Here is a 25,789-nt window from a genome sequence, read left to right on the forward strand (position 1 = left end):
GCAGGCCGCGCACGCCATCGCACCATGGCTGGTGGTCTGGGATGACCACGAGGTGGACAACAACTGGGCCGACGAGGTTCCGGAGAACAAGGACGCCAACCAGCTCAACGACACCACCGAGCGGTTCCGGCAGCGCCGAACCGCCGCATTCCAGGCCTACTACGAGAACATGCCGCTGCGGGCATCCTCCGTGCCGGCCGGATTCGATATGAAGATCTACCGCACCATCCAATGGGGCCAGCTCGCCAACTTCCACATGATGGACACCCGGCAGTACCGCGACGACCAGCTCGCCGGCGCAACGGCTCAGGCTCCACAGTCGACCCGGTTCAGGCCTGGAACCCGCACCTGAAGTTCTACAACGACAACCGCGGCTACGTAAACACGAAGATCACCAAAGACGCCCTCACAGCGGACTTCCGGGTGCTCGATCGCGTCACGACGCCGGGCGCACCGGTTTCCACCAAGGCCACCTTCGCGATCCAGGACGGGGTGCCGGGGCTGGTGGCGCGGGGTAGGCTCGACAACTGGTTCCAGCGGAACGTCCGGCCGGGCGCACAACGGCCGGACGTTCCGTCGTGCGGCATGACGGCAGGATGTGCTGTTGGAAGGCTAGGGCTGGACAACATTCACGAGTTCTGACCGGCTTCCTGTCTGCAGGTCCTCGGTAAGGACCAGCGCACCGACCTCGGGGCAGTGATATTTATGCTCCCGGGAATTCTTTTCGAGCGGCGTCCAGTCGTAAACCTTGACGCAGTCGGTGTAGGTGCGGGTTTTCGTGGACACGGTCTCGCCGGTAGCGACGGTGTCCCGCATATCTTCTGCATGACCAACGTAAAATTCCTGCCTATAGGAATCGCCAACGCGCAGCTCTGCCTTCATCCAGATGCCGGCTTTTGCCCCATCTTTTCCGTGGAGAAAGCTGCCGGCGTGGTCCAGCAACATCCCATTCCAGTAGTTGTTTACGTCCTCGCCGAAATACCACACGTCACCGTTTTTGTGTTGTGCCAAGTAATCCCGGGTTTCCTCTACGAGCTGCCCGTTCTTATATTCCTTATCCAGGTAGACGACTGTCTCAACGCCCTCTATGGTCTTGGTCTCCTGCAGGATCTCGATTTCAATCCTCGCGGTGACGCTTCCCTGCTCGGTGGTCTCGTAGGTCATCTTTTTGCCGACGGGGAGGGCAAAGTTTTTATTGGTGATTTTGGTGGTGAAATCGGCAGGGTTGATCTGTGGACTGTACTCCCCGGCCCTACTCCTTTTGGTGTTTTCGGAGAAAAGAAGTGCCGCCCCGCCGGCAATCAGCAGCACGACGATGAGAGCAAAGAATATTTTGGTTCGTTGATTCATGACCTTTCCCACTCCTTCTGAGTAGAAATTCCTGCAGGGGGTCAGAGCACCGTTGCTTGCCCATGGCCATAGGAGAAAAGATAGTGCAGTTCGTCTTGAACCTGAACCCCCTCGACGAACACGCCGCATGCGCGTTCCGGGAATGTAGCTGTGGGCGGACGGCCTAATACCGTGACTGCCGTTTTTACAGGGATTTTCGACGGCGTGCCGGCGGCGGTCGCGCTTCCTGGCATACTCGCCGTGGTCCTGACCATCATCGCCGAGATTTTCCAGGCCAGGGACGTGAAGCGCAGGGATCCCGTTCGCCGCTTCACCCTGCGAGGTATTCTCATGCCGATGTGCCAGCGCTACCTTGCCGGCACACAGGGTCTTCGAAGCCTGGGCGGCCGAGTTGGCGGACCTGGTCGCGACCCATTTCGCACCGGGAGCCCGCACCGGCCAGGAAGGTACTCTGTCTTCCAGTCCCGCGCACGACCCGTCCGCCGAGCAGATCACCGACGTCGAGGTCGACGAGGACACGGCGACGGTCCGCTCGGTCATCCAAACGGCCGGGAACACCACCTACTACTACGAGTACCATCTGCTGCGAGGCGATGACGGCTGGCGGATCTCCCAACTCTCGACCTTTCTGGACCCGCCCGGCACACCGTTGATCGATCCGGCCCGGGCCGAGGCACTGATGCAGAGTGCAACACCCGAAGCCATTCTGCCCGACCTGCAAGCTCACCTGCGCCTCCGGGGGGGCTCACGGTCTTGGACTTGGGTTCGGTTGACGCACACTTCGTCCCCTTGGCGCGACGGATATTGCCGGGGACGTATGCCGTCGAAGTCGCCGCCGCGGCAGACGTGACGGACGCACTACGGCTGCTGCTCTCCGAGGCGCCAGCGGTCAGCTGGCACCCCGCCGAGTTCACCGACGGCACGCACGGCGTAGGGGTCGATGCCGGAAACGTCGCCCTCCTCGACGTCGGGTCGCTGGTGGAGTGTCAGGCCCAGCGCATCGAGGCGGTGTTTCAAGAGCACGTGGAACGGCTCATGGAGACACCGGGCACAATGTTCGGCCTTACCGGCGAGGTGGTGGATGCGGTCATGGTCTCGAGCGGGTACGGCGACGGGACCTACCCGTGCTACTGGGGTTTGGCCGCGGACGGCAGTCTCACCTCACTTGTTGTCGATTTCCGGGTGCTCGCAGAGAAAATCCTTCGCACCAGCCGCGTGCCGTTCCAACCCGGCCCCGTCAGCAGCAGGGGTGAGGACATCACCGGCCTCCGAGTGCTGGCACCGGACGGCGCGCTCCTTCTGGACGCAGACTATCTCGGCACCTTCATCACGGGAGGCATCTCCAGCAAGACGTGGAACCCGGACGCGCTTCCTCCGCCCGGCTCCGTCCTCGAGGTCACCGAGTACCTCGGGTACCGACACATCTGACCAGCTCGGAACTGGTCTGCACGTCCAACACCTCCACAGGCAACGGCTCTGGCTCCACCACGGACCCGGTCCAGGCCTGGAACCCGCACCTGAAGTTCTACAACGACAACCGCGGTGCCCGGACTGCAGCCAAAGGGGTAGCCTGCCACAAGGGATACCGTACGACGACGGCGGGGCGGACAGCATCTGCTGGCCGTCCCGCCGCTGGGCTTCAGTCAGCCGTGGCCGGGCACTATCTCGTGTTGTCGGGACCGACGTAGCCTCCTGGTTTTTCCGGGTTCTTGTCCTCGCGGTTTATCAGTGAACCACTTGCACAACCATCCACGGTGGGATCCCCGTATGGAGCTTCAACAGCTCACGGACGGACCTGTGGGCATCGGCACACGCTATCAGCGCCGGCACACACGGATTGGCGGCCCCATCGAGGGCACGATGGAGGTGGTCGAGTTCGAACCGGGGCAATCCATGGGCTTCCATATTCTTGACCAAACACCCAACGGGCCGCTGGAAGTCCTCTCACGCTCAACCCTGGAGCACGCCAGTCTTCCGCGATCTGTTCAACGAAATCCTGGTCGTCGCCGTCGCGGTCAGCGGCGGCAACTCCCAGGGACCAGGGCTTGCCGCCGTGCCTCCGGCATCCGCTACCCCGGGAACCCAAAGCACGGGAAGAACCCCTCCACACCCGGGCGGGCAATCTCGATGCAGCGTGCCTTCACCTGTTCAAGGACTGCTTCGCTGTCCGTGCCCGCCACCGTCAGTCCGTTGACTGTGACCGACACAGTTGCCGTGGCAACACGCCTCAAATTGTTGTCGGTCGAGTTGACGTTGCCCACACCTGGGATGTTCTCGTGTGAGCTGAGGGTGTCATGCTCGAGCGGGCCGGTGCCGGTCCACGACGCCGAGAGGCTGATAGTGACGGGGTTGCCGTCGCCATCGGTGCCGGCCAGTTCGGTGGTGATGGATGCGGCGGTCAGTCTCGGACGAACCTCCAAGGGTGCCAGGTTCTGGCCGTCGGCCTGGAACAGCACCACGCCGCGGCCGGGGGCAGCACAGACGTCGGTGATGCGCACGAACACGCTGGTCAGGCCCTGCTTGTTGACGGGACCGGGCTGGGCAGCGAACATGGCCACCATTGAGGAGACGAAAATTTCGGTCCGCTCGCAGCCGACGGTCTCGACCACCGCTGCAGAGCCATGCGATGACGAAATCGTGTGGTAACTGTTGGGAGCGGCTCCGGCTGGTGGTGCAGTCAGGGCCACCATTGCCGCCGTGCATAGTCCAATAAGCAAGCGCTTCATGACGTCTCCTTAGTCCGCCTCTCCCAGATTAAGCCTCCTGGAACGGGGCAGTCCATAGGGGGATTCATCCAGCCCATTCCTTGGAGCAGCCACGCCCCGGGGCCCACTGCGAGGCGACGAATCCGCCGTCGTCGTTCTGGATAACGACGACTGAGAGCAGGCCGAGGGGCGGCCTGCCTGATCCCTGCTAAATGCAGCGGGGCTGGTAGGCCGGATCAGCGGGGCCGGAAGTCTTACCCAGTGCGTGGGCCACGATCTGGTGCACCACGGGGTCGTTCGGCGTCTGGTCGTGTTCGAAGAGATCGGCCGGGCACTTGTCCTGGATGGTGATGTTGGTGACCTGCCGTGCCGGGCCGTTGAGGAACTGGCTGTTGTAGGGAATGACCACCTCGTCGTAGACCGTGGAGATGACGGTGTAGGACGGTCCCGCAACGGTGTCGCCGATGGAGTTGAGCTGCTGCATGAATGCCGATCCGGCCTGCTGGTCGGCGCAGGCCGCACAGCCCAGGCCGGTGTAGTCCGGAGGCGGGATAAAGCCCGGCGGCGGGACGATTACACCTTCCGTGCCATGGTTGGAGGGTGCGATGCCAATGAGCTGGTGGACGTGCTTGGCTCCGCCGAGAAAGCCCATGTAGTAGCGGGGCATCATGCCGCCCTGGCTGTGGCCCACCAGATTCACTTTCTTGGCGCCGGTGGCAGCACGTACCGCGTCCACGAACGGGGCGAGTTCCTGCGCGGACTCGGCCACCGGCGCGGTGGCGTGCACGCCGTTCGTCTCGCCGTAGTTCAGGGCGAAAACGCAGTACCCGGCGCTCTTGAGGTACGGCGACAGGGTGGACCAGTTCTTCACCATGCTCTCGAAGGTTCCTGGGACCAAGATGACCGGATACGGATGCTCGGCGGTTGGTTTGCAGGACCAGTCGTTGGCTCCGGGCGGGGAAATCTCAACAACGTCCGCCTGGGCGGGAACCACGGCCAGGGAGCCGGCAAGGACGGCCGCCGCGGCGACGGACAGGGTTTTGGTAAGCAGTGACATAGAAACCTCATTGTTTGTGTGTCAGCGGGGTGGGGCCGGCCGTGGATGTTTGTTCTTCGTGTCAACCAGGGCTTGGGCCGGGGTACTCAAATGTATGCAGCCCGGGAGTCCATATGGGGTTGGCTGCACAGATGTGCGCGAAGAAAGCTGCCAGCCCGGGCGCTCTCCCAAAGGGTAAAACGCTCGATCGCCGCGTAGTTACTCGACAGTAGCTTCTACTCGGGTGTTTGGGCCCAGAGGATCGCCAGAAGCATCTGCACAAACGTTCATAGGCTGGGTTAACGCGAATGTGCGCAACGCCGTGGTCCTTACCGGCGATGTGCAGCGCAACTACGTCTTTGAGGGAATCCTCCCACCCTACTGAGTTGGGCCGGCTCAATATTCGCCGCGAAATCTATGGTTCTGATGGCGGGTCCGGCGTCAGCCAAGCTGCTGGACCTGAGGGCCGCGGACCCGGTCCTCGTGCTGACGCAGTACGTCAGGCACGCGAACCGGCCCTTCTACCTGGCCAAGTGCCTCATCGCGGCACGAGCCGGGCACCTGTCCGTAATGCAGTCCTAGACTCGAGGACCGGAAACTACCGGACACAAGCTACGGCAATCGCACGCGTTCACGCGGCCGTGTGCCCAGTGGGTGCCAGTGTCAGGAATTTTGTCGGCGGTCGATTCGACTGTTTCACGGACCGATGTGTTGCCGGTGCCGGCAGGGGAGCTCCAGGCGAGAGCGGCAACTGCAGCGACGATCTGTGAAGCCATCGAGGTTCCGCTGCCGACGTCGTACCCCTGAGAGCGATTGTACTGACTCGCAAGAGCAAGTTCCTGGTGGGCTGCCTCGGGATGGTGCTGGCCACGAATCCTCCCGCGGACCGGAAGGAACTGTTCAAGGAGATCCCCGCGCCGGTCCGCTTTGCCTACCCTCTTCCCGGGACGCCCGATTCCCGAGACTCTGTAGCCTGCGCGGGCGGCCTGATCGCTGGCCGGAACGGGAGTGACGGCAATCTGACGCACCCGCGTTTGGCCGTACCGACGGCTCCGTTCAGAACTGCGATCACGCTTTCCCCTTCCGCATCAAACTTCGCTCATCGATTCACACTCACGCCCAACTATTTGCGGTTTGATTAAATCGCGCTCCCGCCAAGTCCTCGTCGGAAGGATCTTTGCTGTCAGTTGCCTGCGGCCGTGCGCAAGAGCCGAGCGACCTCGGGGGTCATGGAGTAGCGTTCACCGTCCCAACCCCAGATGTAGTGCCACGGCTTGCCCTTGGGGGTGGTGTACATCGGAAGCCCCGCGCGACGGATGGCCTTCCCCACACCACCGAGAGTGCCTGCCACGCCCGACGCGCCTTTCGGGTGCGAGATCGCCTTGGCGATCTCCCCTGGAAGGAAATGCATGGTTTCGTCACCGGTCGCCCGGATCAAGTGATTGAGAACTTCTTGTCCCTGCGGCGAGATCTTATTCCATAGGGTCGCGGCGATAGCGGGAGCTTCGTCGGTCTCGACCCAGGCGGGGACGGTCCCCGACGGCAGCCGGGTGGGCGCATCCGGATCAGGGACGTCGGCGATGAACTCTCCAAATCGGATGTAGAACTCCTCAACGCGGTGTTCGGGGACGTGGACGGTGATCGGAATGAACATTTGAACTCCAAGATGGGTTACAAGATAGGTTGGTGATTCAAGTGTGGCGTCAAGAAGCCCAGTGCGTCAAGAGGGGTTGCAACATATCTTGCGAAAAGGGCAAGAGCTCTCGCGAGCGTCGGCCCATGTACAGCAGGTCAGACGGACCCTACAATGAGCCATGCCCATGACCGGCCGAGTTGTCTCTATTGCGGTGCTGCTCGTCATTGAGGCAGGACTGGCGGTGCTGGCGGTGCTGGTCCACTACGAATTCATGAGAATATACGGCGGTATCACTGATACCGCGTTTGAGGGACTCATCTGGGGGTTGACGGCCGGTCCCTCCGGGATGGCACTCGGCGTGGTCGCGGTGGCTGGGGTGTTTGGTCTGGTCCTCTCGCCACAACTGTGGATGCGGCTGACGGCCGTGGCCATCCCGGTCCTCGTGCTGCTCGGGATGCTCGCTGTCACCCCCTCGGCGCTGGGGCAGAAGACCGAGAGGCAATTTGGTTCCACACCGCAATGCGTGATCGAGGGCACGGATGAGCCCATGGCCACTGCAGATCGTGAGTCCCAGCGGGCGTTCGATTCCATCGAGCACATCGGCTATTTCAGCATCGGCGGCATCAGTGGTGTGGGCGGCTGTGCCCGCTGGTTTGTGCTCTCAGGAGACGTCGATGTGTTGCAGCACTATCGTGCGGCGCTGCCGGAGGCGGGCTGGGAAGTGGTCAAGGATGACGGGAGCCACCTGCGGGCCGAGCGTGATGGCCTGGCGTTCGAGGTGAGGCCCTGCCCTGGGGGCGGTGCCATCTGGACCGGAAGCGAGGACGACCCCGCATTCGGAGAGGGAACGGTTATGCAGCAGGGTACTGACGTTTGCGCACAGCACTTCTGAAAACTCCAAGGTGGCGCGAAAGCCGAAGCCCGACAACCGGCTAGCGACGCTTACGTCCCAGACCGAGCACAGCCATGGCAACAGACAGTGCCAGTCCTGAAGCTATCAACGGGGTGGTCTCCCGGTCCGGGTGACGGAACGACTCCCGCGTGATCCGCTCCCACAGGATGCCAAAGATGTAGAGGGCGCCCAGCCACCCGACCGCCCGCCTAACCCACGGCCGCGGCCTGGCAATCAGCAAAGCGGTCCCTGCCGCATGGACGGCCAGCGTATGCCACGGCGCTGCCAGCCCGCTGCCCATGGTCCACATATCGCGCGCCACGCTCTCTGGCTTTCCCCGTCCGAAGGCAACGTCGTAAGGGATCCGCTCCCGGATGGCCTTGCGCGCCCCGATGACCTGGAGGATCAGCTGCGCCAGCGAGACTGAGGCCAGGACTTTCATGATTGATCCTTCCAGGGGGCACGGCCGGGACGAAGAGCGTACCGCTGCCCGTGGGAACTCGGCAATGCTTCCCCGCTGACGACGGCGGCACGCACCCGGGTGGGCGCCGTCGTCGTAGGCGTTCCAGTCGAAAAAGGCTCAGCGCGTGTGATGCGTCGGCTGCAGTTCGTACACCGGCGTTTCCAGCCCTTCCATCCGGGCCTTGAGCTGCAGGGCCAGGTACGAGGAGTAGTGCCTGCTCTGGTGCAGGTTGCCGCCGTGGATCCAGAGGTTGGGCACGTTGGTGGGCTTCCACATGTTGCGGAGCTCCCCTTCCCAGGGGCACGGGTCCTTCGGGGTGTCCGAGCCATAGCCCCAGCACTTGCCCACCCGGTCCGCCACTTCGGGAGAGACCAGGTCCGCCAGCCAGCCGTTCATGGAGCCGTAGCCGGTGGCGTACACAATCAGGTCGGCCTCCAACTCGGTCCCGTCGCCAAGCACCACGGCGTTGCCGGTGATCTTGGAGACCTCCCCCGAGCGAAGCTGCACCCGGCCGTCGATGATCAGCTGGGAGGCGCCGACGTCGATGTAGTAGCCGGAGCCGCGCCGCAGGTACTTCACGAACAGCCCGGATCCGTCCACGCCGAAGTCCAGATCGAACCCGGCGGCCTCCAGCTGGGAGTAGAACTCGGCATCCCGCTTGGCCATCGCCTGGTACACAGGCACCTGCGCCTCGGGCAGGATCCGCAGCGGGAGCGATGCGAACAGCAGGTCAGCCTTCTCCGTGGTCACCCCGGCCGCCAAAGCCTTCTCGGAGTACAGGTCCCCCAGGGCCAGGTCCATCAGCGACTCGCTCCGGGCGATGTGCGTGGAGGACCGCTGCACCATGGTGACGTCGGCGCCGTGCTCCCACAGGTCCGCGCAGATATCGTGCGCGGAGTTGTTGGAGCCGATCACCACGGCCTTCTTCCCGGTCCAGTCCCCACCACCCGGGTGCTGCGAGGAATGTCGCTGCTCCCCCAGGAAGGACCCCGCGCCGTCGAACGCGGGAATGTTCGGATAGCCCGAGACGCCCAGGGCGAACACCAGTTGCTTGGGGCGCAGGGTCACAGGCACCCCATCACGAACGACGTTAACCACCCATTCCTGGGTGCCGTCGTCGTACTCGGCGCCCACGCACTCGGTGCCGCCCCAGTAGTTCAGCTCCATGATCAGGGTGTAGTGCTCCAGCCAGTCGCCGATCTTGTCCTTGGCGGCGAAGACGGGCCAGTCGTCGGGGAACTTCAGGTAGGGCATGTGGTCGTACCAGACGGGGTCGTGCAGGTGCAGGGACTTGTAGCGGTTCCGCCAGGAGTCGCCCGGCTTCTCATTCTTCTCGATGACCAGGGTGGGAACGCCCAGGCGCCGCAGCCGGGCCGCGAGGCCAATACCGCCCTGCCCGCCGCCGATGATGACCGTGTAGGGCTGCTCCTCGTAGCCGAGCCGCGCCTCGCGCTCCTCCTTCTGTTCCAGCCAGGAGCGGCGGCCCTTGATGATCTCGTGCGCCACGCTCTTCTCGCGGCGGGTGCCCTTCTTCTCCTCGAAGCCTTTCAGCTCCTGCATGGTGGTGAGTAGCGTCCAGCATTTGCCGTTCCGCAGCCGGAGGTGGCCGTAGCCGCGGGCGGCGGCGGTTTCGAACGTGATCCAGGCTTCCACGCTGCCGTCGGCGCCGGTGGCGTCCTCGGAGAGCACCCAATCAGAAGGCTGCACGTGGTCCAGCGTGGCCTCGAGCATCTGCCCGATGTCCGCCTTGCCTTCCAGCGTCTTGAGGTTCCAGGTGAACGCCACGAAGTCGCGCCAGTAGCTGTCGTCCTCAAAAAGCTCCAGCGCGGCGTCCACGTCGCGCCGCTGCAGGGTGGTATCCAGTTCCGTCAGCCAGGCCTGCGCGGCTGCGGTGGGTGTTTCGGTCATGTCCACTCCCTTGTGTCGTATGGTCCGTGTGTCTGGTGGTCCCGGCGGCCCCGTCCCGCCGGAATCCCCTGCGATATGCTGGGACGGGCGTGAGCTGCATCACCATTGCAACGCAGTGGGGGTTTCAACCGCGTTACACGGGCACTGCCGGCAAGGACGCCGCCGGTGAGGAGGACACTGTTTTGGACTACGGCCTGAGGTTTTCGGACCCGGCGAAGTACTCGCGCGCCCTGCGCCGCGCCCACGAACTGGTCATCTCCGGCGTCCCGCGCCCGGAGATCCCGAACGACCTGGCGGATTCGTGGCGCCGCTCCATGGCCCTGGGCATCAGCCCGGACCAGCACAGCCCGCGGCACCTGCACGACGTGTCCGATGTCCTGGAGCTGCGCCGGAGCACCGGCTGCAGCAGGTCATGCCGGCGCTGAACGACCTGCTGGCCGACGATTCAAGCTCAGGCCGGCACCTCCTGGTGCTCACCGACGCCCGCGGCGAGATCCTCTGGCGGGTGGGCAGCCCCGAGGTGCTGCGGCGGGCGGACCGGCTGGAGTTCTCCGAAGGGGCCGACTGGTCCGAGGCCGGCATCGGCACCAACGCCATCAGCGAGGCGCTGGTCACCGGCCGGCCGGTACAGCTCTTCTCCGCCGAGCACCTGGTCCGCACCCACCACGAGTGGGCATGCACCGCGGCGCCCATCACGGACCCGGCCACGGGCCGGCTGCTGGGCGTGCTCGACGTCTCCGGACCGCTGGACACCATCAGCGCGGACACGCTGCGCATGGTGCGATGCGCGGTCCGGGTGGCGGAGTCGCTGTTGGGAACGCCCGACGGCGGTGCGGCCTTGGGTGCGTCAGTTCCCGTTCGCGCGTCCCGGCGGGCCGCCCGCCGGCCGGTGGCGGCCGTTGAGTCACTGGAACTTCTTGGGGACAAGCCTGCCGCGGTGTTCCGGGACGGCAGCCGGGTGCCGCTGACGCTGCGCCGGGCGGAGATCCTCTCTCTGCTGGATTCACGCTCCCAGGGCTGGTCCGCCGAGGAGCTGGCCTACGAGCTCTATGGTGATGCGGGCACCACGGCCGCCATCCGTACCGAGATGTTCCGGGTCCGTTCCATGCTGGGCGAGGCTGTGGAGTCGAACCCTTACCGGTTGGTTGCGGGCCTGGCTGGATCTTCGGATTCGGGGCGCGTGCTGCGGCTGCTTCGCGAGGGACAGGTGGCGGACGCGCTGGAGTCGTACCGGGCTCCCCTGCTCAGCCGCTCGGGCGCCCTGGCCGTTCAGCTGCTCCGGGATCAGCTCGACCTGGCCCTCGGATCGGCTGTGCGGTCCAGTGGCGATGCCGGGCTGCTTGCCCGCTGGCTGTCCACGGATATGGGTGCCGCGGATTTTGAGGCAGTGGAGGCGCTGGGACGGCTGGTGGGACGCGGGGATGCGCGGTATCTGGCGTTCCGGGCTTCCGCCGGGGGTTGACCCTGTCGAGACCGAGATGAAAGATCCTGCCTAAAACCCGGTGGTGAGCTTCTCGAAATCCCGGTGGTTGAGCTTGCAACCGTGAGGGTCAGGACGACAACCCACGCGGCGGCGCCGACCATCATGTCTACTACGCAGGGGACGCTTGACGCCCCGTTCCCTCGTGATGGCCATATTAGGCGCGCCCGGAATCAACAATCACGGCTACTCAGCGTCGGGCTCCACATCATCCACAAGCTCCCCTGCAGCGATGCGCTCACCGGTGTGCCGGTAGGCTTCAGCGATGTAGTCCTCGAGGTCGTTGACCCCTATGCGCCACAGGCCCCGGCCGCCGACCTGGATGGCGCGCAGCTCTCCGGTCTTCAGCAGAGCCCGGATTTGGTTGGGGCTCACGTTCAACTCTTCGGCTGCCTGCGTGGTCGTCAGGAAGCGGTGCTTCTTCGGTTCATCCGTCACGGGTTCATCCTATCTGCGGCCTGGCCAATTCAAAGGAGGAGCCGGCGGTCCCCGATCTCGACGCCGGGCGCCAAGACGACGGCGCGCCGCGATGTGGCCGTGGCCGGCCCTCCTTGGTGTGATCATCGCCCTCCTCGGAAGCACTGGGTTCTCGGGGCAGGTGGGGCCCAAATGCGGCGGTGCGTTTGGCAGGATCTCCCAAAGGGCGGCATCGACAAGAACGGCAAGGGTACTCAGTACCGATTCACGCACCGTGGAGATAGCCAGATGGCAGTGTGGCAGAAGGCCAGCGGAACCACGGAAGCGCCTGACCAGAGTTAGTCCTTGAAGGAATCGGTGAGCCTTCCGGTAGCCGCGCGGGAGCTGTACTGGGCGATGCCGCTGTACAAGCAGTCGTTCAGCTACGCCAACCCAGACCCTCCGAGAGATGCGCGCCTGGGTTGATGAAGCAGAATGAGATCATGACGGAAACGCTTCCATTGAGGGCCCAGCCCCTTCTCGCCGTAATTGATTCCAACGCCGTTCACGGTGCAATCGCCTTTGAAGGGCAAATCTGGGAACAGCTTCGCGAACATCAGAGGGCCGACAGAGTTGAGTTGTACTTCCCTGAGGTGGTCTTGAAGGAACTGACCCGACAGAGAAGCTCTGACATCCAGAGTCAGACAAAGCAGAAGATCAAGCAGTTCCAAAAAACTTTGCAGGAACTTGAGAGATCGAAAGCCACCTTTGATCCTATCGATTTCCCGAAGCTCGACGGCTTAGTAGATATCCACATGGGCGCGGAGTATGTGAGGGGCAGCCTCGAGGAAGCCGTGAGCGAAGTGGGTGGCAGCATCCTCCCAGTTCCCAGTGTCGATCCGGACCATCTGGCCGCAGCAGCGATTAGCCGGAAGAGACCGTTCAAGTCCGGCGGTGAGGGTGCAGGAGATTACCTCATCTGGAGAACCATCGTTGATCTGTCTCTGTCACGGCCGAACGCTGAAATCTGGTTGGTGAGTAACAATTACAAAGACTTCTCCACCAGTGAGAAGGAAAAGGACAAACTGCACGGCGACCTTGCCGAGGATCTGCCAGAAGGATGCCAGTTCAAGATTCTTCCAACCCTTGGCACTCTGAGCGATTTCTTGAACGACCGGAGTGACGCCAACAGATCGAAACCGGAAGACTACGGGACATCGCAGGATGAAATTGCAGAAGAAGAACCGGAGCCAACTCAGAGGAAGCACGTAGGGTCCCGCAATGCGAGGCTAGACACGTTGGTGGCAAAGGCTTGTATCGATTTCCTCGACACGGATGTCATGTATCAGGAAGTCGGGGACCGTAACTACGAGTACAGCTCAGGTCTTGAGGTAATCGGGAACACATACCCCCGCGAGATCCAGAACGCAACAGTCTCCTACATCGAAGGAGACCCTGACACAGTCACGTGGCAGCTTGATGAGAACTTCAATGGACCTACTGTCGTCGGTACAGCAACAATCGAAGGGCAGATTGAGTTCGAGGGTTATATGTTCAAGGCCGATCTAGCTCTGGCAGACGCCAGCTCAGAGATCTATGTCAGCAACAGTGACCACAATCACCACATGGCCGAAGTGACTTTCGGATCAGACTTCATCGCCCAGCTAGGGCTCCGGATCGAGGGAAGCGGCATTCCCGAAATCACCGAGCTCATGTCGATCAAGCTTGGGCTTGACTCCTAACTCGACTACTTGGAACACCGGCTACGCTCGGGCCATATGAACGCCTCCCAGGGTTCGGCCGTAGTCGAACGCGTTACCCCTACGGCACCCGACGGGCCTTCTGAAGTTTCGGACGCTTGGCGACAGGCAGTACGCCCCGCCGTACGCGGAGCAGACTTTCATCCTTGATGTTCTCGCGCACTTCAAGCCGGTCCAGAATCCGCTTCTGCGTCTCTGGTGTCCAAAACACTTCAAGTTGCTGACGCGCTCGGGTGATCGCGGTGTAGAAGATGCTATGGGAGATGTTCTCCTCGTTTGCGTCAGTGATCACGACTTTCACCGAGTCGTACTCAAGGCCCTGGGCCTTGTGTATAGATACGGCATAAGCGATCTGGAAGGGCACGATTGTATTCGCCGTGTCATCATCGTCATCTGTGTTTCCTCGCTCGAAGACATCGAATTGCACAATTGAGTCCCCAACGAGGCGAAGCTCAGTCCATCGGACGTCGTCACCAGACACCTCATGATGGATATCGACATCGAACGTGATGCGGCCTGGTACGCGATCAATCTTGACGATCTTGCCCTTCATATTGTTGAAGATGACTCCACTGAAGCGGTCGGACTCATTGAACAGAACCGGATCGGCAACCTTGTAGACGGCTTCACTCCAGACCACCGAGGGGTTTACGTTGCTCGTTTGTAGGAACCGATTTATGTTGTTGATCCCGTAGAGACCGTCATAGTTCAGGCATAGGACGATTTCGTCATCGCCGTGGTGATGGAAGAGCGTCTCCCCAAGCACCTTTGAATACCCGTTTTTCGCAAGCGACTCTTCAATGCTGTCTTCGAGCTTCCGCACTCTGTCCCAGAGCATGAGAAGGTTCTCGTCCGTAGTGCGGTACGGATGCTTCAGCTCAAACACTGATTCTTCCGGCAGATACGAGCGAATAGTACTGAACCAGTTTCCGAACTCAATTGATTCGATCTGGTAGACGTCACCAACGAGTACGAGGAGATCGAATGAAGTCCCCTCAAGCACCTTCAGGAGATCTGCGTTGCTCACGGTGCTGCACTCGTCGATGACGAGCACGCCGTAATGGAAGCCCCCGGACCAGCCGCCCTTCGCATGCTTCGTGATGGTGCTGAAGGACGAGTTCGAAGCATTGACCCGTCGTTTGAGGTTGTCTACTGCCGGGTTGGTATGGGCAAGGAAGAGCTTGCGCTGGTCCGTGAAGTAGTTAGCGATGTAGTTGACCATCGTCGACTTGCCGGTACCAGCAGCGCCATAGACGAGAGCCACCTTCGAATGTTCGAACAGCGACCTCAGGGCGTCGGCTTTCAAAGGGTCATCTACCTTTTGCGGGTCAGAATCCGGCAGTTGCGCGTTCTCGTCAAGCCACGCTTCCGCATCCGTCACGTGATCGAGGACACCTTCGGACGCGACGTCCTGCAGCTTGTTGATGATCGAGACCGTGTCGTCCTCGTAACCTTTGATAAACACGTGTCCATTAGCGTGAACCAGTGTTCGCGGGGCATGGCGCACCGTCTTCGGCAACAGTTGGTTATGGCGCAGGATGAGACTATCGACGTCGCCGAGGTCTTCGAGTTCCGTTGCCGGCGTGTAAATCTTGCCGTGTTGCTCCACATTGTTCCGCACCCGTCGGGCCAAGAGCTCGTGCTTCCGATTCGAGGCGTCAATGCTCTCCGCAACGTCGGCGAAATGAGTATTATGCCGGGCCGGGGAGGTGCAGAACGGCATTGTGTCGAAGGGACTACTGGTGCTCGTCACGCGCAGGTTCGAAAGCCATCTGTTCTGCTCCGAATAGAACTGGTCTTTTATGACTTGATTATTCATTCCCAGCAAGAGATACCGCAGGAGACGAGAACCTGGCCGATCAGCATGGATCAACTGCCGAGCGCTGTCCAAGGCGGGGAAGATTCGTAGCGGGCCCTGCGTATTTCTTGCTGTCCACGTCCTGATCCCGTTGTACGCATCATCCGGCATGTCCACCAAGTCGAGGAGATTGCCCCTAGTTGTCGTGAGGTACTGCATCAAGTTGCGGTACTCGGCATGGCTTGATTGAACGCGGATCGACTGGTTAAAAAACCGTGCAAAATTATCAAACTCGCAGGGACGGATCGAGACAGACCAATCGCGAATGATGAGGATCGGCATCGTCTGCCCGAGTACATTGATGTCGTCGGCCAATAGGTCAAGGCTCGCCGCATACTTGTCTGTCATATCAATGTCGGTGAACCCGATGGCCCGATCAAATTTGCTCGTCCGGTTGTGCGCCAAAGTAAAGGTGACTTCGTAGTAGATCCTGCCCCCGACAAAGAATGGCCGCGAGCTGTGAATGTAGTAGCGCTCTCGCCTGTTGGACGACAGGGACGACTTTGTCGCTTCAACTCGTGCTGCGATCCCCTCATAGTACTCTCGCAGTGACGGGTCTTGATCGATGGGGAACTGCTCAAGGTTCTGGAGGATAGCGATTCCCAGCTGCTCTTGGGCGACTTTGCGAGTCTGCAGCAGATACCCGTAGTACTTGAGCATCAGACGTTCTGAAGGATCACCTTCCAGCGTGTAGTGCGAAGCACTGATTTGGAGCAGCGAGTGAAACCGAGTCAGAATGCTGAATCTCGCGTTGGCCTTGGCCGCATCCCGCGCTGAGTCAAACTGAGTCTGGTAATTGAACGGAACGGATGAATCGCGCAGATGTGTCCAGACAATCAATCCCTCGACAAGATCACGCAGGTACTGCATCACATTCTGGGAAAGGAAACCACGGTCTGTAGTGATCATCAAGATGTTGCGGTCGATCGCGTCACTTACTGATCGAACCTGTTGCTCTACCGTCGCCATTGCTCAGCCACTCCCCCAGACGTGCCATTGACCTGTGTATCGGTCATTGCCATCGATCTTAGTCTCGATTGTTCGTGAGGTGGCCAGGGTCAACCTCATTCGCAATTGGCAACAAAATCCACCTGTCCGCCAACTGGCAGGCCGTCTAGCTCGAACTGTACTCGGCTCTAAGCACCCGGCGGTCTAAACACCGACGCAACGCCCCGCGACCTCCTAGAACTCTTCAAGCAGTCTCTGTGTACGTTGAGGGCATGGATGAATTCGTCAAGCAGGGCCACTGGTGGTGGTTGCTGATTGTGCCCGTGGCTACCTTTGTCTTTGCGCTGCTTGGCAGTTTATGGGGATCCAATTTAGGTAAAATCACTAAACATAAGCGTGGCTTCGGAACCAGAAGCAGGCCGCATATCAGAAGTTCGTTGCAATAGCCCAAGCTAACAGTCATAACGTCTACGCGTCCCTCAGTGACGAGAAATCTTCAGATGGCCCCGAACACGAAAACTGTAGCGGTGGGGAGGCTCGATCTCACGACCTCACGATTAGATGGCCAGACTTCTCCTCAACTTCCGACATATGCCATTTGCCTTTCATTTGCAGGGAAGAACGCCTGAGACACCCTTCTTTGGTGTTCGATTTCTTGCCAAGTATTTCTGAGTATTCGTTGGGTAACCGTTGGGTAGCGGGACTACCGAGTCCCGAACCAACGCGGTGCTCTAACGCACCAAGCAAGGCAGATAGACAACCTCGGTATCCCGCGGCAGCGGACCTCGCTAGGTAGCTATGTGAGAGGAACGGGCCTGCCTTTCGGGCCTTCCGAGTCTTCCTGCAGCTCGGCGCCTGTGGGCTTCTTGTTCATGTATCCCAATGCGTGCGAGTGCCCGGTCCCGTCAAGGCACCCCAAACATGGGAACGATCACGGCCCGACCGCAGAATCCAACCGGGTGCTGTCGATCTTTGCTAGACGAGTCATCATGATGTCCAGCGCTGCCCTGGATTCCAGTTCCTTCCCGGACAGCTCCACCCCGCCGTGGTGTCGCTGTTCCGGCACGCGATGGAACTGAAGGTCCCGCACAACTACTTCACCGTCTGGATGATCACCCCCTCGACCGTCCTGGACGGGGCGCGGCCGGTGGACTCCCTCCCCCACGTCCCGCGACTGCACCAGGCTTTGGAGGGCTTCGCCGCGAAGCCGCCGGGGACCCGAAGAGCCAGCTAGGCTGATCAGGTGAAATCACCGGAACAATACAATATGGCCGACGGCAGCATCGACCACATCACCGCACACGGTGACAGCTACGAAGCCGCCAAGGCCGCCCTCGAGGCCGCCATTCCCGAGGGCACGAAGCTGATCACCATCCGCACGGACAGCTGACCGGCGTGCCCGAGCAGAAGCGGACGGCACCGCACCCTGAGTGGGTCCAGATGTACCGGCAAGGACTCACCACCACCCAAATCGCTGCCACAGCAGGCGCGGCTCAAAGCACCGTCCGCTACCACCTGGCCATCGCCGCGGCCACGGAACCCTCGCTCAGGGACGACCACCGCAACGCTGCCCGCCCCACACCGTCCACGCGGGTCACCGCGGAGGGGCTACAAAACCTCAACGACACCATCGCCCTGTATAAAGCCGAAGGCCGGCTCCCCTCGTCCAAGTCCCCCTCCGCGCGGGAACGGGCCCTGGCCACCTGGCTCCTCCGACGACGCCAGGACCATGACCACGGCACCCTCTCCGCCACCTACAGCGACGGCCTGCAGGAAATCCCCGGCTGGGAACTGCGTACCCGCACGTCCAAAGACGAAGCCCGTTGGCACCAACGCCTGCAAGAGCTCACCGGCTACATGGCCGCCGGGAAAGACTGGCCACGCCACAAGAGAACGGACACGGAAAAAGAACGGCTCCTGGGCATGTGGCTGCACATCCAACGCATGAAATGCCGCCGCAACGAACTGGACCAGGACAAAGAAACACAACTGAACACGCTCCTACCCGGCTGGCCCGACGGCAGGACCCGCGGCCGCCCACCTGGATCCCCAAACATCCGAAGAGGATGGTCCTAACCCCAAGCTGCACTGCACCGCAGTTCCAAGTATTGAACCGCCGGCTCGGGAGCGGACACTGGCAACCGGGCCCCATAGGGTCGGGGACAGCACGGTATCCCGATTTCTCTGGGAAGATCGTGTCATGCCGCTGGATGATGAACTTCACGCACACCTTTCTCGCTTCGATACTGCACCCTTTCTTTTCGTAGGCAGCGGCATGTCTAGACGCTATCTGGGCACGGAGGACTGGGAGGCACTTCTCCGCCATTTTGCGACCTACACCGGCAAGCCTTACGAACGGTACCGAGCTGACTCTGGGGGTGACCTTCCGGTAGTAGCCTCTGCCATTGCCGAGAGCTTCCGAGATCAATGGTGGGAGGCTGATGCATTTGCTGAAAGCAGGGCACTGTTTCCCGAACCTGTAAACAGGCACTCGCCCCTGAAAATCGAAGTAGCCCGCAGAATGCAGGCAGCCATGGAAAGAATTCCGAAGGACGGCGCTCTCTTCGAAGAGATGGAGCTTATGAAGTCCACCGTTGTCGAAGGCGTCATAACCACTAACTACGACCCCTTGCTCGACGAAATTTTCGATGATTTCACCGTTTACGCGGGTCAGGATGAGCTCCTCTTCAGCCATCCTCAGGGCGTCGGTGAGATCTACATGATCCATGGCAGCGCGTCGAAGCCGGAGACGCTTGTGCTAACGCACGAGGACTACAAACATTTCAAGGATCGTAACGAATACCTCGCAGCCAAGCTGCTGACCATCTTCGTCGAACATCCTGTGATCTTTTTGGGGTACTCGCTTTCGGACAAGAACATCCAGGAAATTATCCAGAACATCGCAAAGGTCCTGACCACCGAAAATCTCCACAAACTACAGGACCGGCTCATCTTCGTTCAGTGGACCCCACAGGCTGTTGCACCAACACTCAGCCGCACCCTGCTGGCCTTCGACGGCCTTCAAATCCCGATCATTTCAATACTGGTCTCGGACTTCACCGGCGTCTTTACAGCACTTAGCCGGCTAAAGCGACGGTTGCCACCCAAGGTGCTGCGGCAGGTCAAGGAGCAGGTCTACGACCTGGTATCCACCAGTAAGTCGAAAGGCTCCCTGTTCGTCAGAGATATTGCGGAAGACGTTGATCCTTCGAAAATTGAAATTGTCATTGGAGTCGGAATAAGGCAAAAGCTGGCACTGAACGGTCTCGTCGGGTGGAGCAGAATGCATCTTCTCAACGAGGTCCTAAATCGGGACCTCCTCGGAAACACGGAGGCCATGGAGACGGTGTCCACCCAGGTGCTTCAAAATCACCTCATGGGCGGTACCAACGCTCCTATCTACTATTACCTTGAAAACGCGGACAGGTTAGACGACAACGGTAATCTTCTAACCAGCGCTGGCCTGCATGAACGAGTGGAACAAAGGGCTAAAACCAGCCACAGCACTCTGACATCAGTTGACCTCATCTCAAAGAAGAACAGGCTCCTGGCAGAGGGCTATGCGTCCTTCGCAGATCTCGCCCTCCTTGAAGACCCTCACCTCACTTTGGCGATTCTGGCCGCTGTTTCTCCCGAAAAGATCGATCTCGAAGAGCTTCGCCAATTCCTTCTTGATCACGTCGAAACGGATGCAAACGGAAAGCCCACCACTATCTGGGCCAAGGCAGTTTGTTTGTACGATGTCCTTCGCCACGGCCCCGGCCGCCGCCCCAACGGATCGTGAGCCACCGGAAGCCACCATGGGAAACATCCCGGAGGGCTACAAGCTAGCCCGGTGGTTTCATGAAGGTGGCGTTCCTCGGGTGTGTTAAAGCGACGAAAGGTGCTTCTGAGCTGGGAAAATAGTGTTGTTGACGCACTTTTCTACCGGCTGAAAGAAGCACCTTTCTGATGTCCAAGATTACCGGAGTTTTTCCGTCCCTTCCTGTTGCCACGACGGAGCAGTCGCTGGTCTCCCACGCCGGACTGAACGTGGTGACGTCCTTTGTTGACGCACTCGGATTCCGGGGCTTGTGCGAGGACCGGTTGGGCCAGTTCGTCCCCTCCGGCGCCTGGCATCGGCCCGGCACGATCCTGGGCTCGTTGGCGGTCATGCTCGCCGGCGGCGGGGAACACGTCTCTGACCTCGACATCCTGCGGACCGGCGCCGGGGTCTTTGGAAAGGTTGCCTCGAACGCGACGATCTCGCGGTTCTTTGAGCGGACCGTGACCAACCCGGACCTCTTCAGCTACGGCTTCGCGACGTTGACGCGGGAGTTACGTTCCCGGGCGTGGGAAGCTGCCGGGGACCGGAACCCGGCGTTGACGGCCACCGCGCTGGACCCGCTGATCATGGACTTGGACGCCACACTCGTCACCTCCCACAGCGACAAGGAAAAAGCCGTCGGAACGTACAAGGGTGGGTATGGGTTCGCGCCCTTCATCGCCAGCGTCGACTACGGGAAGGGCAACGGGACCGGGGAGGTCCTGGCCGCACTCCTGCGTCCGGGCAATGCCGGGGCCAACAGCGCGGATGACCACATCAAGGTCTTCACCCAGGCCATCGCCCAGCTCCCCGACGACTTCTACGACCAGCGGGGAAAGCTCATGGGTGAGAAAATCCTCGTGCGCACCGACAGTGCCGGGGCTTCCCGGAAGTTCCTGCACTACCTCACCTCGTTAGGGGTGCAGTTCAGCGTCTCCTACCCGGTCCCGGTGATGAAGACCCGCATGGTCGCGTGGATCAACGATAAGCAGTATTGGCAGCCCGCGCTCGACCAGGACGGCACCGAACGCGCCGACGCGTGGGTCGTTAACGCCACCGACGTCCTCGGGCTCACGGACTACCCGGCAGAGACAAACCTCTACCTGCGGGCTGAGCCCCTGCACCCCGGAGCGCAGGCGACCCTATTGGATGTGGACGGGCATCGCGTCACGGCATTCTTGACGAACTCACCGTGCTGGCACGGACCCACCCTTGATGCCCGGCACCGGGCCCGCGGACGGTGTGAGAACCGGATCAAAACCCTGAAGAACACCGGGCTGGGGAAGCTGCCGTTCTTCGATTTCCATGCCAATCAGGCCTGGGCAAACATCGCAGCATTGGCCATGAACCTGGTGTCCTGGCTGCAACTGGCCGCGCTTCCAACCGGCCACACAGCCCGGGGATGGGACGTGAAACGGTGGCGCTACCGGCTCTTCGCAACCGCCGGGAAACTCATCACCCGGGCTCGGCGGACCCGGCTGCTGATCCCTGACAAGGCGCCGGAATCCGGCACGATCACCACGCTCCTGGCAGCCATTGCCGCGCTAAAAACCAGCCCCCGACAACGGGTCCTGCTCCTGGCCTGAGAACCACCAGAGCCAGCCCAACAACGACCAGAACCACCCATCGGAGACGTGGAACCCAACGCCCAACCAGCGACAACAGGCCCAGCCAACGCGCCCAAACGACAAAATTCAACCCGGACCAGAATCAAACCAGGAATCCGACACCCAACCCGACCATCATGAAAAATTCGGGCTAGTCGTCATCAGAACGAACAAAGAGACTCGAGCCAAGTTGGGCATACGTCTATCACTTCAGATAGTTCTCGGCACGCAGGTTGGTCACATCGTTGATTATTTCCTGCAGTTGCTTGTAGCGATGATCCACATTCAGGTCTGTGCAGCGCCGCACGATTGCGCCAAGATTCTCACCTCGAACATGAGGCCCTGTCCGCCCCGTGAAGATGAACGAAACCACGTGCCCGACGGCATAGATCTCATTTGCCAGAGAGTAGTTCTTGAAGTCGTCGAGTGTGGGATCGAGGATCGTTCCCTTCATTTCAGTGCCCGTTCGAGTCAACAGGGAACTTTGGGTTTTGTGCAATCCGAAGTCGGAGAGCTTTACCTGAACCACACCGGCATCGTAAGTCTTCACCAACACGTTAGTGAAACTCAGATCTCGATGGAGAACTCCCTTAACCGCTAGGTAGCTGATGCCATAGAGGAATTGCTGCGCAATTCGCTTCCGCTTAAAAAAGTCGAAGCTCGACTTGCCGTTATTTTCTGAGATGAAGCTACCGAGCGTGTGGTCGCAATACTCCATCGCGTAGCTTTTGTCGGCTTCGTTGTATCGGAAAACTGACAGCACATAGGGAGAACTGAGATCGGCCAGTACGTCGAACTCGGCCCTGAACCTCTTCATTTCTGTCTCATCCAGCGTGCGGCGCGCCTTCTTCACTGCAACGTGCATGCGGTACTCATCGTCTTTGTACTTGTACACCTGTGCGTAGGACCCGGAACCGACCGATTTTAAGGTGTAGTCCCTGCCGGACTTTTCTATGCGGACTGTGGAGGTCGGGACTGAGAAGATCGGTTCATAGTCCTCTATAGGAATCTCTTCGAAATCTCCCGGAATCGCGCTTCCACCGCTGCTAGTCAGGAATGTTCGGCATCGTTCCAGGACCTTCTCATACGAAGGCGACAGACTAACTTCGACTCCGATTCTGAGCAGGGTGGTCTTGAGCTGCCCGATATCTCTGGTGACATCAATTAGTTCCCGGCTTTGATCGGCGTTGTAGTGCCTGCCCCTCACACTTTTTTCGTTCATGTATCTCAATAGGTCGTTAAGCCTGTCGTGCAGATAGGCGAAGGCAGAGCGGAGATGGACATCCTCGGCTTGATAGAGGCGCATGTATCGGTCATCGAAGAGTCGTTCTGAATACTTGCTCTCGATGTCTTGATAGACAAATTCTGATGTCACCAAAGCTGCAGTCCCCGATCTGATAAGTGGTTGCAGTCCTATTCTGCTTCACGGCCCGACCCCTAAATGCCGCGACTCGTTGAAGCAATCATGTGTGCCTGACTAGCCCCCTTCCCCCTCAATCGGGGTCACGTGCAGGGGCCGTTCAAGTTCCCTTAGATCCTGCAATGCAGGTTGTGTTTCCGAAATGCGGCCCCCACCCGACCGGACACCGGGTAGGGGCCTTCTTGCGGGGGTGACTAAGCCCAAGGCACCAGCACGACGATGCCACTCACAATCAGGCTGGCGATCACCGCAGCGAGCACGCATGAGGCTTTTCCACCGGGCGTGGCGGGCGTCAGCCCGAACCGCTCAAAGCAGGGGGCGAACCAGTAAAACGAGGTGATACCTGCAGCAATTAGCAGGATTCCGAGAAGGGTCAAGGTATCTCCTATTTGAATAGGCCGGTCTGCCGGACCGGAGCGGAGAAGCACGACGTTGGTGCTCTGCTACCTATGTGTCCGGCTGCTTTCCAGAATGCGCAGGTCCCTGAGTAGCGTGCGCGTCATAGCGTGTCTGCCATGACAGAGGACGGGCCGCCGGCTCTGCGCCTGCCTGTGTCTCTGAGAGTTCTGATGGCTCACCACCGGCGGTTGCACCCGTAACCATCCGCTTCAGTGGCGGGGGCTGGGCCGCCCTAGCCCACAGACCCGTGCGCGTCGCGCCGGCCTATCGATTCCTGTCGAAGATGCGTGCGACGACATCGTTGATGCGCTGAATCTCGGCACCGTTGGTGCCCTTTTTGTAGAGGCTGGGAGGAACCTCTCCTTGTGAATGGGCTTGGTGCGGCCGACGCGAGGGGGCTTCGGGCGGCTCGTCGTTCCCTCCCGATGTGCCTCGAGCTGTAGTAGCCGGGCCGACTCGGGCTTATCCCCGATGTACTCGGCCAGACCGGGCGGCGGCACTAGGACGCCCGAGGCCGAGATGCTCCACTCCGCCAGCGGGGCTGACGCGTACTGGGTCGGGACGCGCACCTGATCCTCGGCGGTGGTGTGACGGTACCCGTTGGAGTAGTTCGCGCGACGAGGATCCCTATCGACTCAACTGGAGCGCGACACATTAACCGAACGGACCAGGGCGGGCATGGCCGTCGCCGCGTCCAACGGACGCAAGGCGGGGCGGCGGGAGGTCGCTGATGATGATGAAAACGTGGCGAAGGCCTAACCCGGGGTTTTCATCAGTCTTGGGCTGACGGGTGTGTTTAAGAGACGAAAAGGTGCTCTGACAAGGGAAAATAGGGGTGTCTACGCCGTTATTTCCGTGTCTTGAAGGAGCACCTTTTCGATGCCCCAGTCTACCAAGGTCTTCCCATCCGTCCCGGTCACTTTCACCGGCCAGTCGCTGGTCTCCCATGCCGGTGCCAGGGTCCTGACNTCATTCATTGACGCCCTCGGGTTCCGGGATCTGTGCGAGGACCGGCTGGGCCAGTTCGTCCCCGCGATGGCCTCGCACCGGCCAGGGAGGCTGCTCGGGTCGCTGGCGGTGATGCTCGCCGCCGGCGGCGAGTACGCCTCCGACCTGGACATCCTGCGCTCCCAGCCCGGAGTGTTCGGGAAAGTGCCCTCGAACGCGACAGTCTCGCGGTTCTTCGAACGCACCGTGAAGAACCCGGACGTTTTCGATTACGGTTTTTCGACCCTGTCCAAGGAACTGCGGACCCGGGCATGGGAAGCCGCGGGTGACCGCAGCCCGGCGGTGACGGCGACGGCCGCGGACCCGCTGGTCATCGACCTCGACGCCACACTGGTGGCCTCGCACTCCGAGAAGGAACNAGCCACCGGCAACTACAAGGGCGGGTTTGGATTCGCCCCGTTCACCGCCAGCATCGATTACGGTACCGGCCGAGGCNCCGGGGAGGAACTCGCGGTGCTGNTGCGCCACGGCGGGGCAACAGCGAACAACGCCGAGGACCACATCCGCATCTTCGAGGCCGCCATCGCGGTCCTGCCCGACGCACTCTACGGTGAAGACGACGAACTGGACGGGGAGAAAATCCTGGTCCGCACCGACAGCGCCGGCGCGTCCCGGAAGTTCCTCTGGTACCTGCATTCGCGCGGCGTGCAGTTCTCCGTCTCGTACCCGGTTCCGGTCGGCAAGGCCCACATGATCGACTGGATCAACGACAAGAAATACTGGCAGCCGGCCCTGGACCAGGACGGCAACGAACGCGACGACGCCTGGGTCATCAACGCCACCCAGGTGATCCCGCTCGAGGACTACCCGCCCGGGACGAAGATCTTCCTGCGCGCCGAACCGCTGCACCCCGGTGCGACACCGACCCTGCTCGACATCGACGGTCACCGNGTAACAGCGTTCCTGACGAATGCCCCACGCTGGCACGGACCGTTCCTGGACGCCCGGCACCGGGCCCGCGGCCGGGCCGAGAACCGCATCAAGACGCTGAANAACACCGGCCTGAGCAAGCTCCCCTTCTTCGATTTCGCCGCGAACCAGGCCTGGGCGAACCTCGCGGTCCTGGCCGCGAACCTGGTCTCCTGGCTCCAGCTCACCGCCCTGCCCGACGGCCACAA

25 protein-coding genes and 1 pseudogene are annotated in these 25,789 nt (G+C 61.0%); 14 read left to right on the forward strand and 12 right to left on the reverse strand.

Annotation, left to right across the window (positions count from 1 at the left end):
• A pseudogene (locus DAD99_RS03560) lies at nucleotides 1–642 on the forward strand (alkaline phosphatase D family protein); the annotation flags it as partial.
• On the opposite strand, the gene DAD99_RS03565 reads toward DAD99_RS03560, so the two are convergent.
• Both DAD99_RS03565 and DAD99_RS03570 read right to left on the reverse strand, forming a co-directional pair.
• Nucleotides 613–1,350 carry a hypothetical protein gene (locus DAD99_RS03565; protein ID WP_193340375.1) on the reverse strand — a complete coding sequence of 246 codons (738 nt, stop codon included), beginning with the start codon at nucleotides 1,348–1,350 and terminating at the stop codon, nucleotides 613–615. The pseudogene DAD99_RS03560 and the gene DAD99_RS03565 sit on opposite strands and share 30 nt — an antisense overlap.
• A gap of 41 nt (nucleotides 1,351–1,391) precedes the next feature.
• Nucleotides 1,392–1,664, reverse strand: a complete 273-nt coding sequence (locus DAD99_RS03570; RefSeq protein WP_193340376.1) for a hypothetical protein — start codon at nucleotides 1,662–1,664, stop codon at nucleotides 1,392–1,394.
• 77 nt (nucleotides 1,665–1,741) lie between these two features.
• Here DAD99_RS03570 and DAD99_RS03575 point away from each other — a divergent pair, with 77 nt between their 5' ends.
• Nucleotides 1,742–2,200 carry a hypothetical protein gene (locus tag DAD99_RS03575; protein ID WP_193340377.1) on the forward strand — a complete coding sequence of 153 codons (459 nt, stop codon included), beginning with the start codon at nucleotides 1,742–1,744 and terminating at the stop codon, nucleotides 2,198–2,200.
• A complete protein-coding gene (locus DAD99_RS03580) occupies nucleotides 2,155–2,778 on the forward strand; it encodes a DUF4241 domain-containing protein (protein ID WP_375372172.1) in 624 nt (207 codons plus the stop codon). The genes DAD99_RS03575 and DAD99_RS03580 overlap by 46 nt, the downstream gene beginning before the upstream one ends.
• A gap of 641 nt (nucleotides 2,779–3,419) precedes the next feature.
• Here DAD99_RS03580 and DAD99_RS03585 read toward each other — a convergent pair.
• Together DAD99_RS03585 and DAD99_RS03590 are read right to left on the reverse strand one after the other, a co-directional pair.
• Nucleotides 3,420–4,076 (reverse strand): hypothetical protein, encoded by a 657-nt coding sequence (locus DAD99_RS03585; RefSeq protein WP_185262801.1) that lies wholly within the window; start codon nucleotides 4,074–4,076, stop codon nucleotides 3,420–3,422.
• A 187-nt stretch (nucleotides 4,077–4,263) separates the two neighbouring features.
• On the reverse strand, nucleotides 4,264–5,112 hold the full coding sequence (locus DAD99_RS03590; protein ID WP_193340379.1) for a triacylglycerol lipase: 849 nt from the start codon (nucleotides 5,110–5,112) through the stop codon (nucleotides 4,264–4,266).
• A gap of 396 nt (nucleotides 5,113–5,508) precedes the next feature.
• Between DAD99_RS03590 and DAD99_RS03595 the strand changes: the two genes are divergently transcribed.
• On the forward strand, nucleotides 5,509–5,673 hold the full coding sequence (locus DAD99_RS03595; protein WP_227007621.1) for a hypothetical protein: 165 nt from the start codon (nucleotides 5,509–5,511) through the stop codon (nucleotides 5,671–5,673).
• Here DAD99_RS03595 and DAD99_RS22120 read toward each other — a convergent pair.
• Together DAD99_RS22120 and DAD99_RS03605 are read right to left on the reverse strand one after the other, a co-directional pair.
• On the reverse strand, nucleotides 5,670–6,119 hold the full coding sequence (locus DAD99_RS22120) for a S8 family serine peptidase (RefSeq protein ID WP_309233192.1): 450 nt from the start codon (nucleotides 6,117–6,119) through the stop codon (nucleotides 5,670–5,672). The genes DAD99_RS03595 and DAD99_RS22120 overlap by 4 nt on opposite strands.
• 155 nt (nucleotides 6,120–6,274) lie before the next feature.
• Entirely contained in the window at nucleotides 6,275–6,745 is a 471-nt protein-coding gene (locus DAD99_RS03605) for a DUF6416 domain-containing protein (RefSeq protein ID WP_193340381.1), read from the reverse strand.
• A gap of 166 nt (nucleotides 6,746–6,911) precedes the next feature.
• Between DAD99_RS03605 and DAD99_RS03610 the strand changes: the two genes are divergently transcribed.
• Entirely contained in the window at nucleotides 6,912–7,619 is a 708-nt protein-coding gene (locus DAD99_RS03610) for a hypothetical protein (protein WP_193340382.1), read from the forward strand.
• A gap of 40 nt (nucleotides 7,620–7,659) precedes the next feature.
• Here the strand turns inward: DAD99_RS03610 and DAD99_RS03615 are convergent, their stop codons facing one another.
• The gene (locus DAD99_RS03615; protein WP_193340383.1) at nucleotides 7,660–8,061 is read right to left on the reverse strand and encodes a hypothetical protein; all 402 of its coding nucleotides are present in this window, start codon (nucleotides 8,059–8,061) and stop codon (nucleotides 7,660–7,662) included.
• A gap of 138 nt (nucleotides 8,062–8,199) precedes the next feature.
• A complete protein-coding gene (locus DAD99_RS03620) occupies nucleotides 8,200–9,990 on the reverse strand; it encodes an NAD(P)/FAD-dependent oxidoreductase (RefSeq protein WP_193340384.1) in 1,791 nt (596 codons plus the stop codon).
• 89 nt (nucleotides 9,991–10,079) lie between these two features.
• On the opposite strand from DAD99_RS03620, the gene DAD99_RS21480 reads away from it, so the two are divergent.
• Together DAD99_RS21480 and DAD99_RS03625 are read left to right on the forward strand one after the other, a co-directional pair.
• Nucleotides 10,080–10,415 (forward strand): hypothetical protein, encoded by a 336-nt coding sequence (locus tag DAD99_RS21480; RefSeq protein ID WP_227007622.1) that lies wholly within the window; start codon nucleotides 10,080–10,082, stop codon nucleotides 10,413–10,415.
• Entirely contained in the window at nucleotides 10,403–11,452 is a 1,050-nt protein-coding gene (locus tag DAD99_RS03625) for a GAF domain-containing protein (RefSeq protein WP_227007623.1), read from the forward strand. Before DAD99_RS21480 ends, DAD99_RS03625 begins: the two co-directional genes overlap by 13 nt.
• Before the next feature lie 204 nt (nucleotides 11,453–11,656).
• Here the strand turns inward: DAD99_RS03625 and DAD99_RS03630 are convergent, their stop codons facing one another.
• Nucleotides 11,657–11,908 (reverse strand): helix-turn-helix domain-containing protein, encoded by a 252-nt coding sequence (locus DAD99_RS03630; RefSeq protein WP_193340385.1) that lies wholly within the window; start codon nucleotides 11,906–11,908, stop codon nucleotides 11,657–11,659.
• 461 nt (nucleotides 11,909–12,369) lie between these two features.
• On the opposite strand from DAD99_RS03630, the gene DAD99_RS03635 reads away from it, so the two are divergent.
• Nucleotides 12,370–13,608, forward strand: a complete 1,239-nt coding sequence (locus DAD99_RS03635; RefSeq protein ID WP_193340386.1) for a PIN domain-containing protein — start codon at nucleotides 12,370–12,372, stop codon at nucleotides 13,606–13,608.
• A gap of 79 nt (nucleotides 13,609–13,687) precedes the next feature.
• Here DAD99_RS03635 and DAD99_RS03640 read toward each other — a convergent pair whose 3' ends face one another.
• Nucleotides 13,688–16,453, reverse strand: coding sequence for an ATP-dependent RecD-like DNA helicase (locus tag DAD99_RS03640; RefSeq protein ID WP_193340387.1), 2,766 nt, complete (start codon nucleotides 16,451–16,453; stop codon nucleotides 13,688–13,690).
• Between the two features lie 1,024 nt (nucleotides 16,454–17,477).
• Between DAD99_RS03640 and DAD99_RS03650 the strand changes: the two genes are divergently transcribed.
• The 5 genes from DAD99_RS03650 to DAD99_RS03670 all read left to right on the forward strand — a co-directional run bounded on the left by DAD99_RS03650 (nucleotide 17,478) and on the right by DAD99_RS03670 (nucleotide 21,823).
• The gene (locus DAD99_RS03650) at nucleotides 17,478–17,666 is read left to right on the forward strand and encodes a hypothetical protein (protein WP_193340389.1); all 189 of its coding nucleotides are present in this window, start codon (nucleotides 17,478–17,480) and stop codon (nucleotides 17,664–17,666) included.
• A gap of 9 nt (nucleotides 17,667–17,675) precedes the next feature.
• Entirely contained in the window at nucleotides 17,676–17,822 is a 147-nt protein-coding gene (locus DAD99_RS03655; RefSeq protein WP_193340396.1) for a hypothetical protein, read from the forward strand.
• Nucleotides 17,823–17,827: 5 nt separating this feature from the next.
• On the forward strand, nucleotides 17,828–18,508 hold the full coding sequence (locus DAD99_RS03660; RefSeq protein ID WP_309233193.1) for a helicase associated domain-containing protein: 681 nt from the start codon (nucleotides 17,828–17,830) through the stop codon (nucleotides 18,506–18,508).
• 124 nt (nucleotides 18,509–18,632) lie between these two features.
• A complete protein-coding gene (locus DAD99_RS03665; protein ID WP_193340390.1) occupies nucleotides 18,633–20,216 on the forward strand; it encodes an SIR2 family protein in 1,584 nt (527 codons plus the stop codon).
• Nucleotides 20,217–20,383: 167 nt separating this feature from the next.
• Nucleotides 20,384–21,823 carry an IS1380 family transposase gene (locus DAD99_RS03670; protein WP_193340391.1) on the forward strand — a complete coding sequence of 480 codons (1,440 nt, stop codon included), beginning with the start codon at nucleotides 20,384–20,386 and terminating at the stop codon, nucleotides 21,821–21,823.
• A 226-nt stretch (nucleotides 21,824–22,049) separates the two neighbouring features.
• On the opposite strand, the gene DAD99_RS03675 is transcribed toward DAD99_RS03670, so the two are convergent.
• On the reverse strand, nucleotides 22,050–23,219 hold the full coding sequence (locus DAD99_RS03675; protein ID WP_193340392.1) for a protein kinase family protein: 1,170 nt from the start codon (nucleotides 23,217–23,219) through the stop codon (nucleotides 22,050–22,052).
• A 239-nt stretch (nucleotides 23,220–23,458) separates the two neighbouring features.
• Entirely contained in the window at nucleotides 23,459–23,641 is a 183-nt protein-coding gene (locus DAD99_RS03680) for a hypothetical protein (RefSeq protein ID WP_193340393.1), read from the reverse strand.
• Between the two features lie 901 nt (nucleotides 23,642–24,542).
• Here DAD99_RS03680 and DAD99_RS03685 point away from each other — a divergent pair.
• The coding region (locus DAD99_RS03685; RefSeq protein ID WP_193340394.1) for an IS1380 family transposase at nucleotides 24,543–25,789 on the forward strand (1,247 nt) is incomplete at its 3' end.

This window comes from Pseudarthrobacter sp. AB1 (assembly GCF_014926485.1).
Taxonomy (GTDB): Bacteria; Actinomycetota; Actinomycetes; order Actinomycetales; family Micrococcaceae; genus Arthrobacter.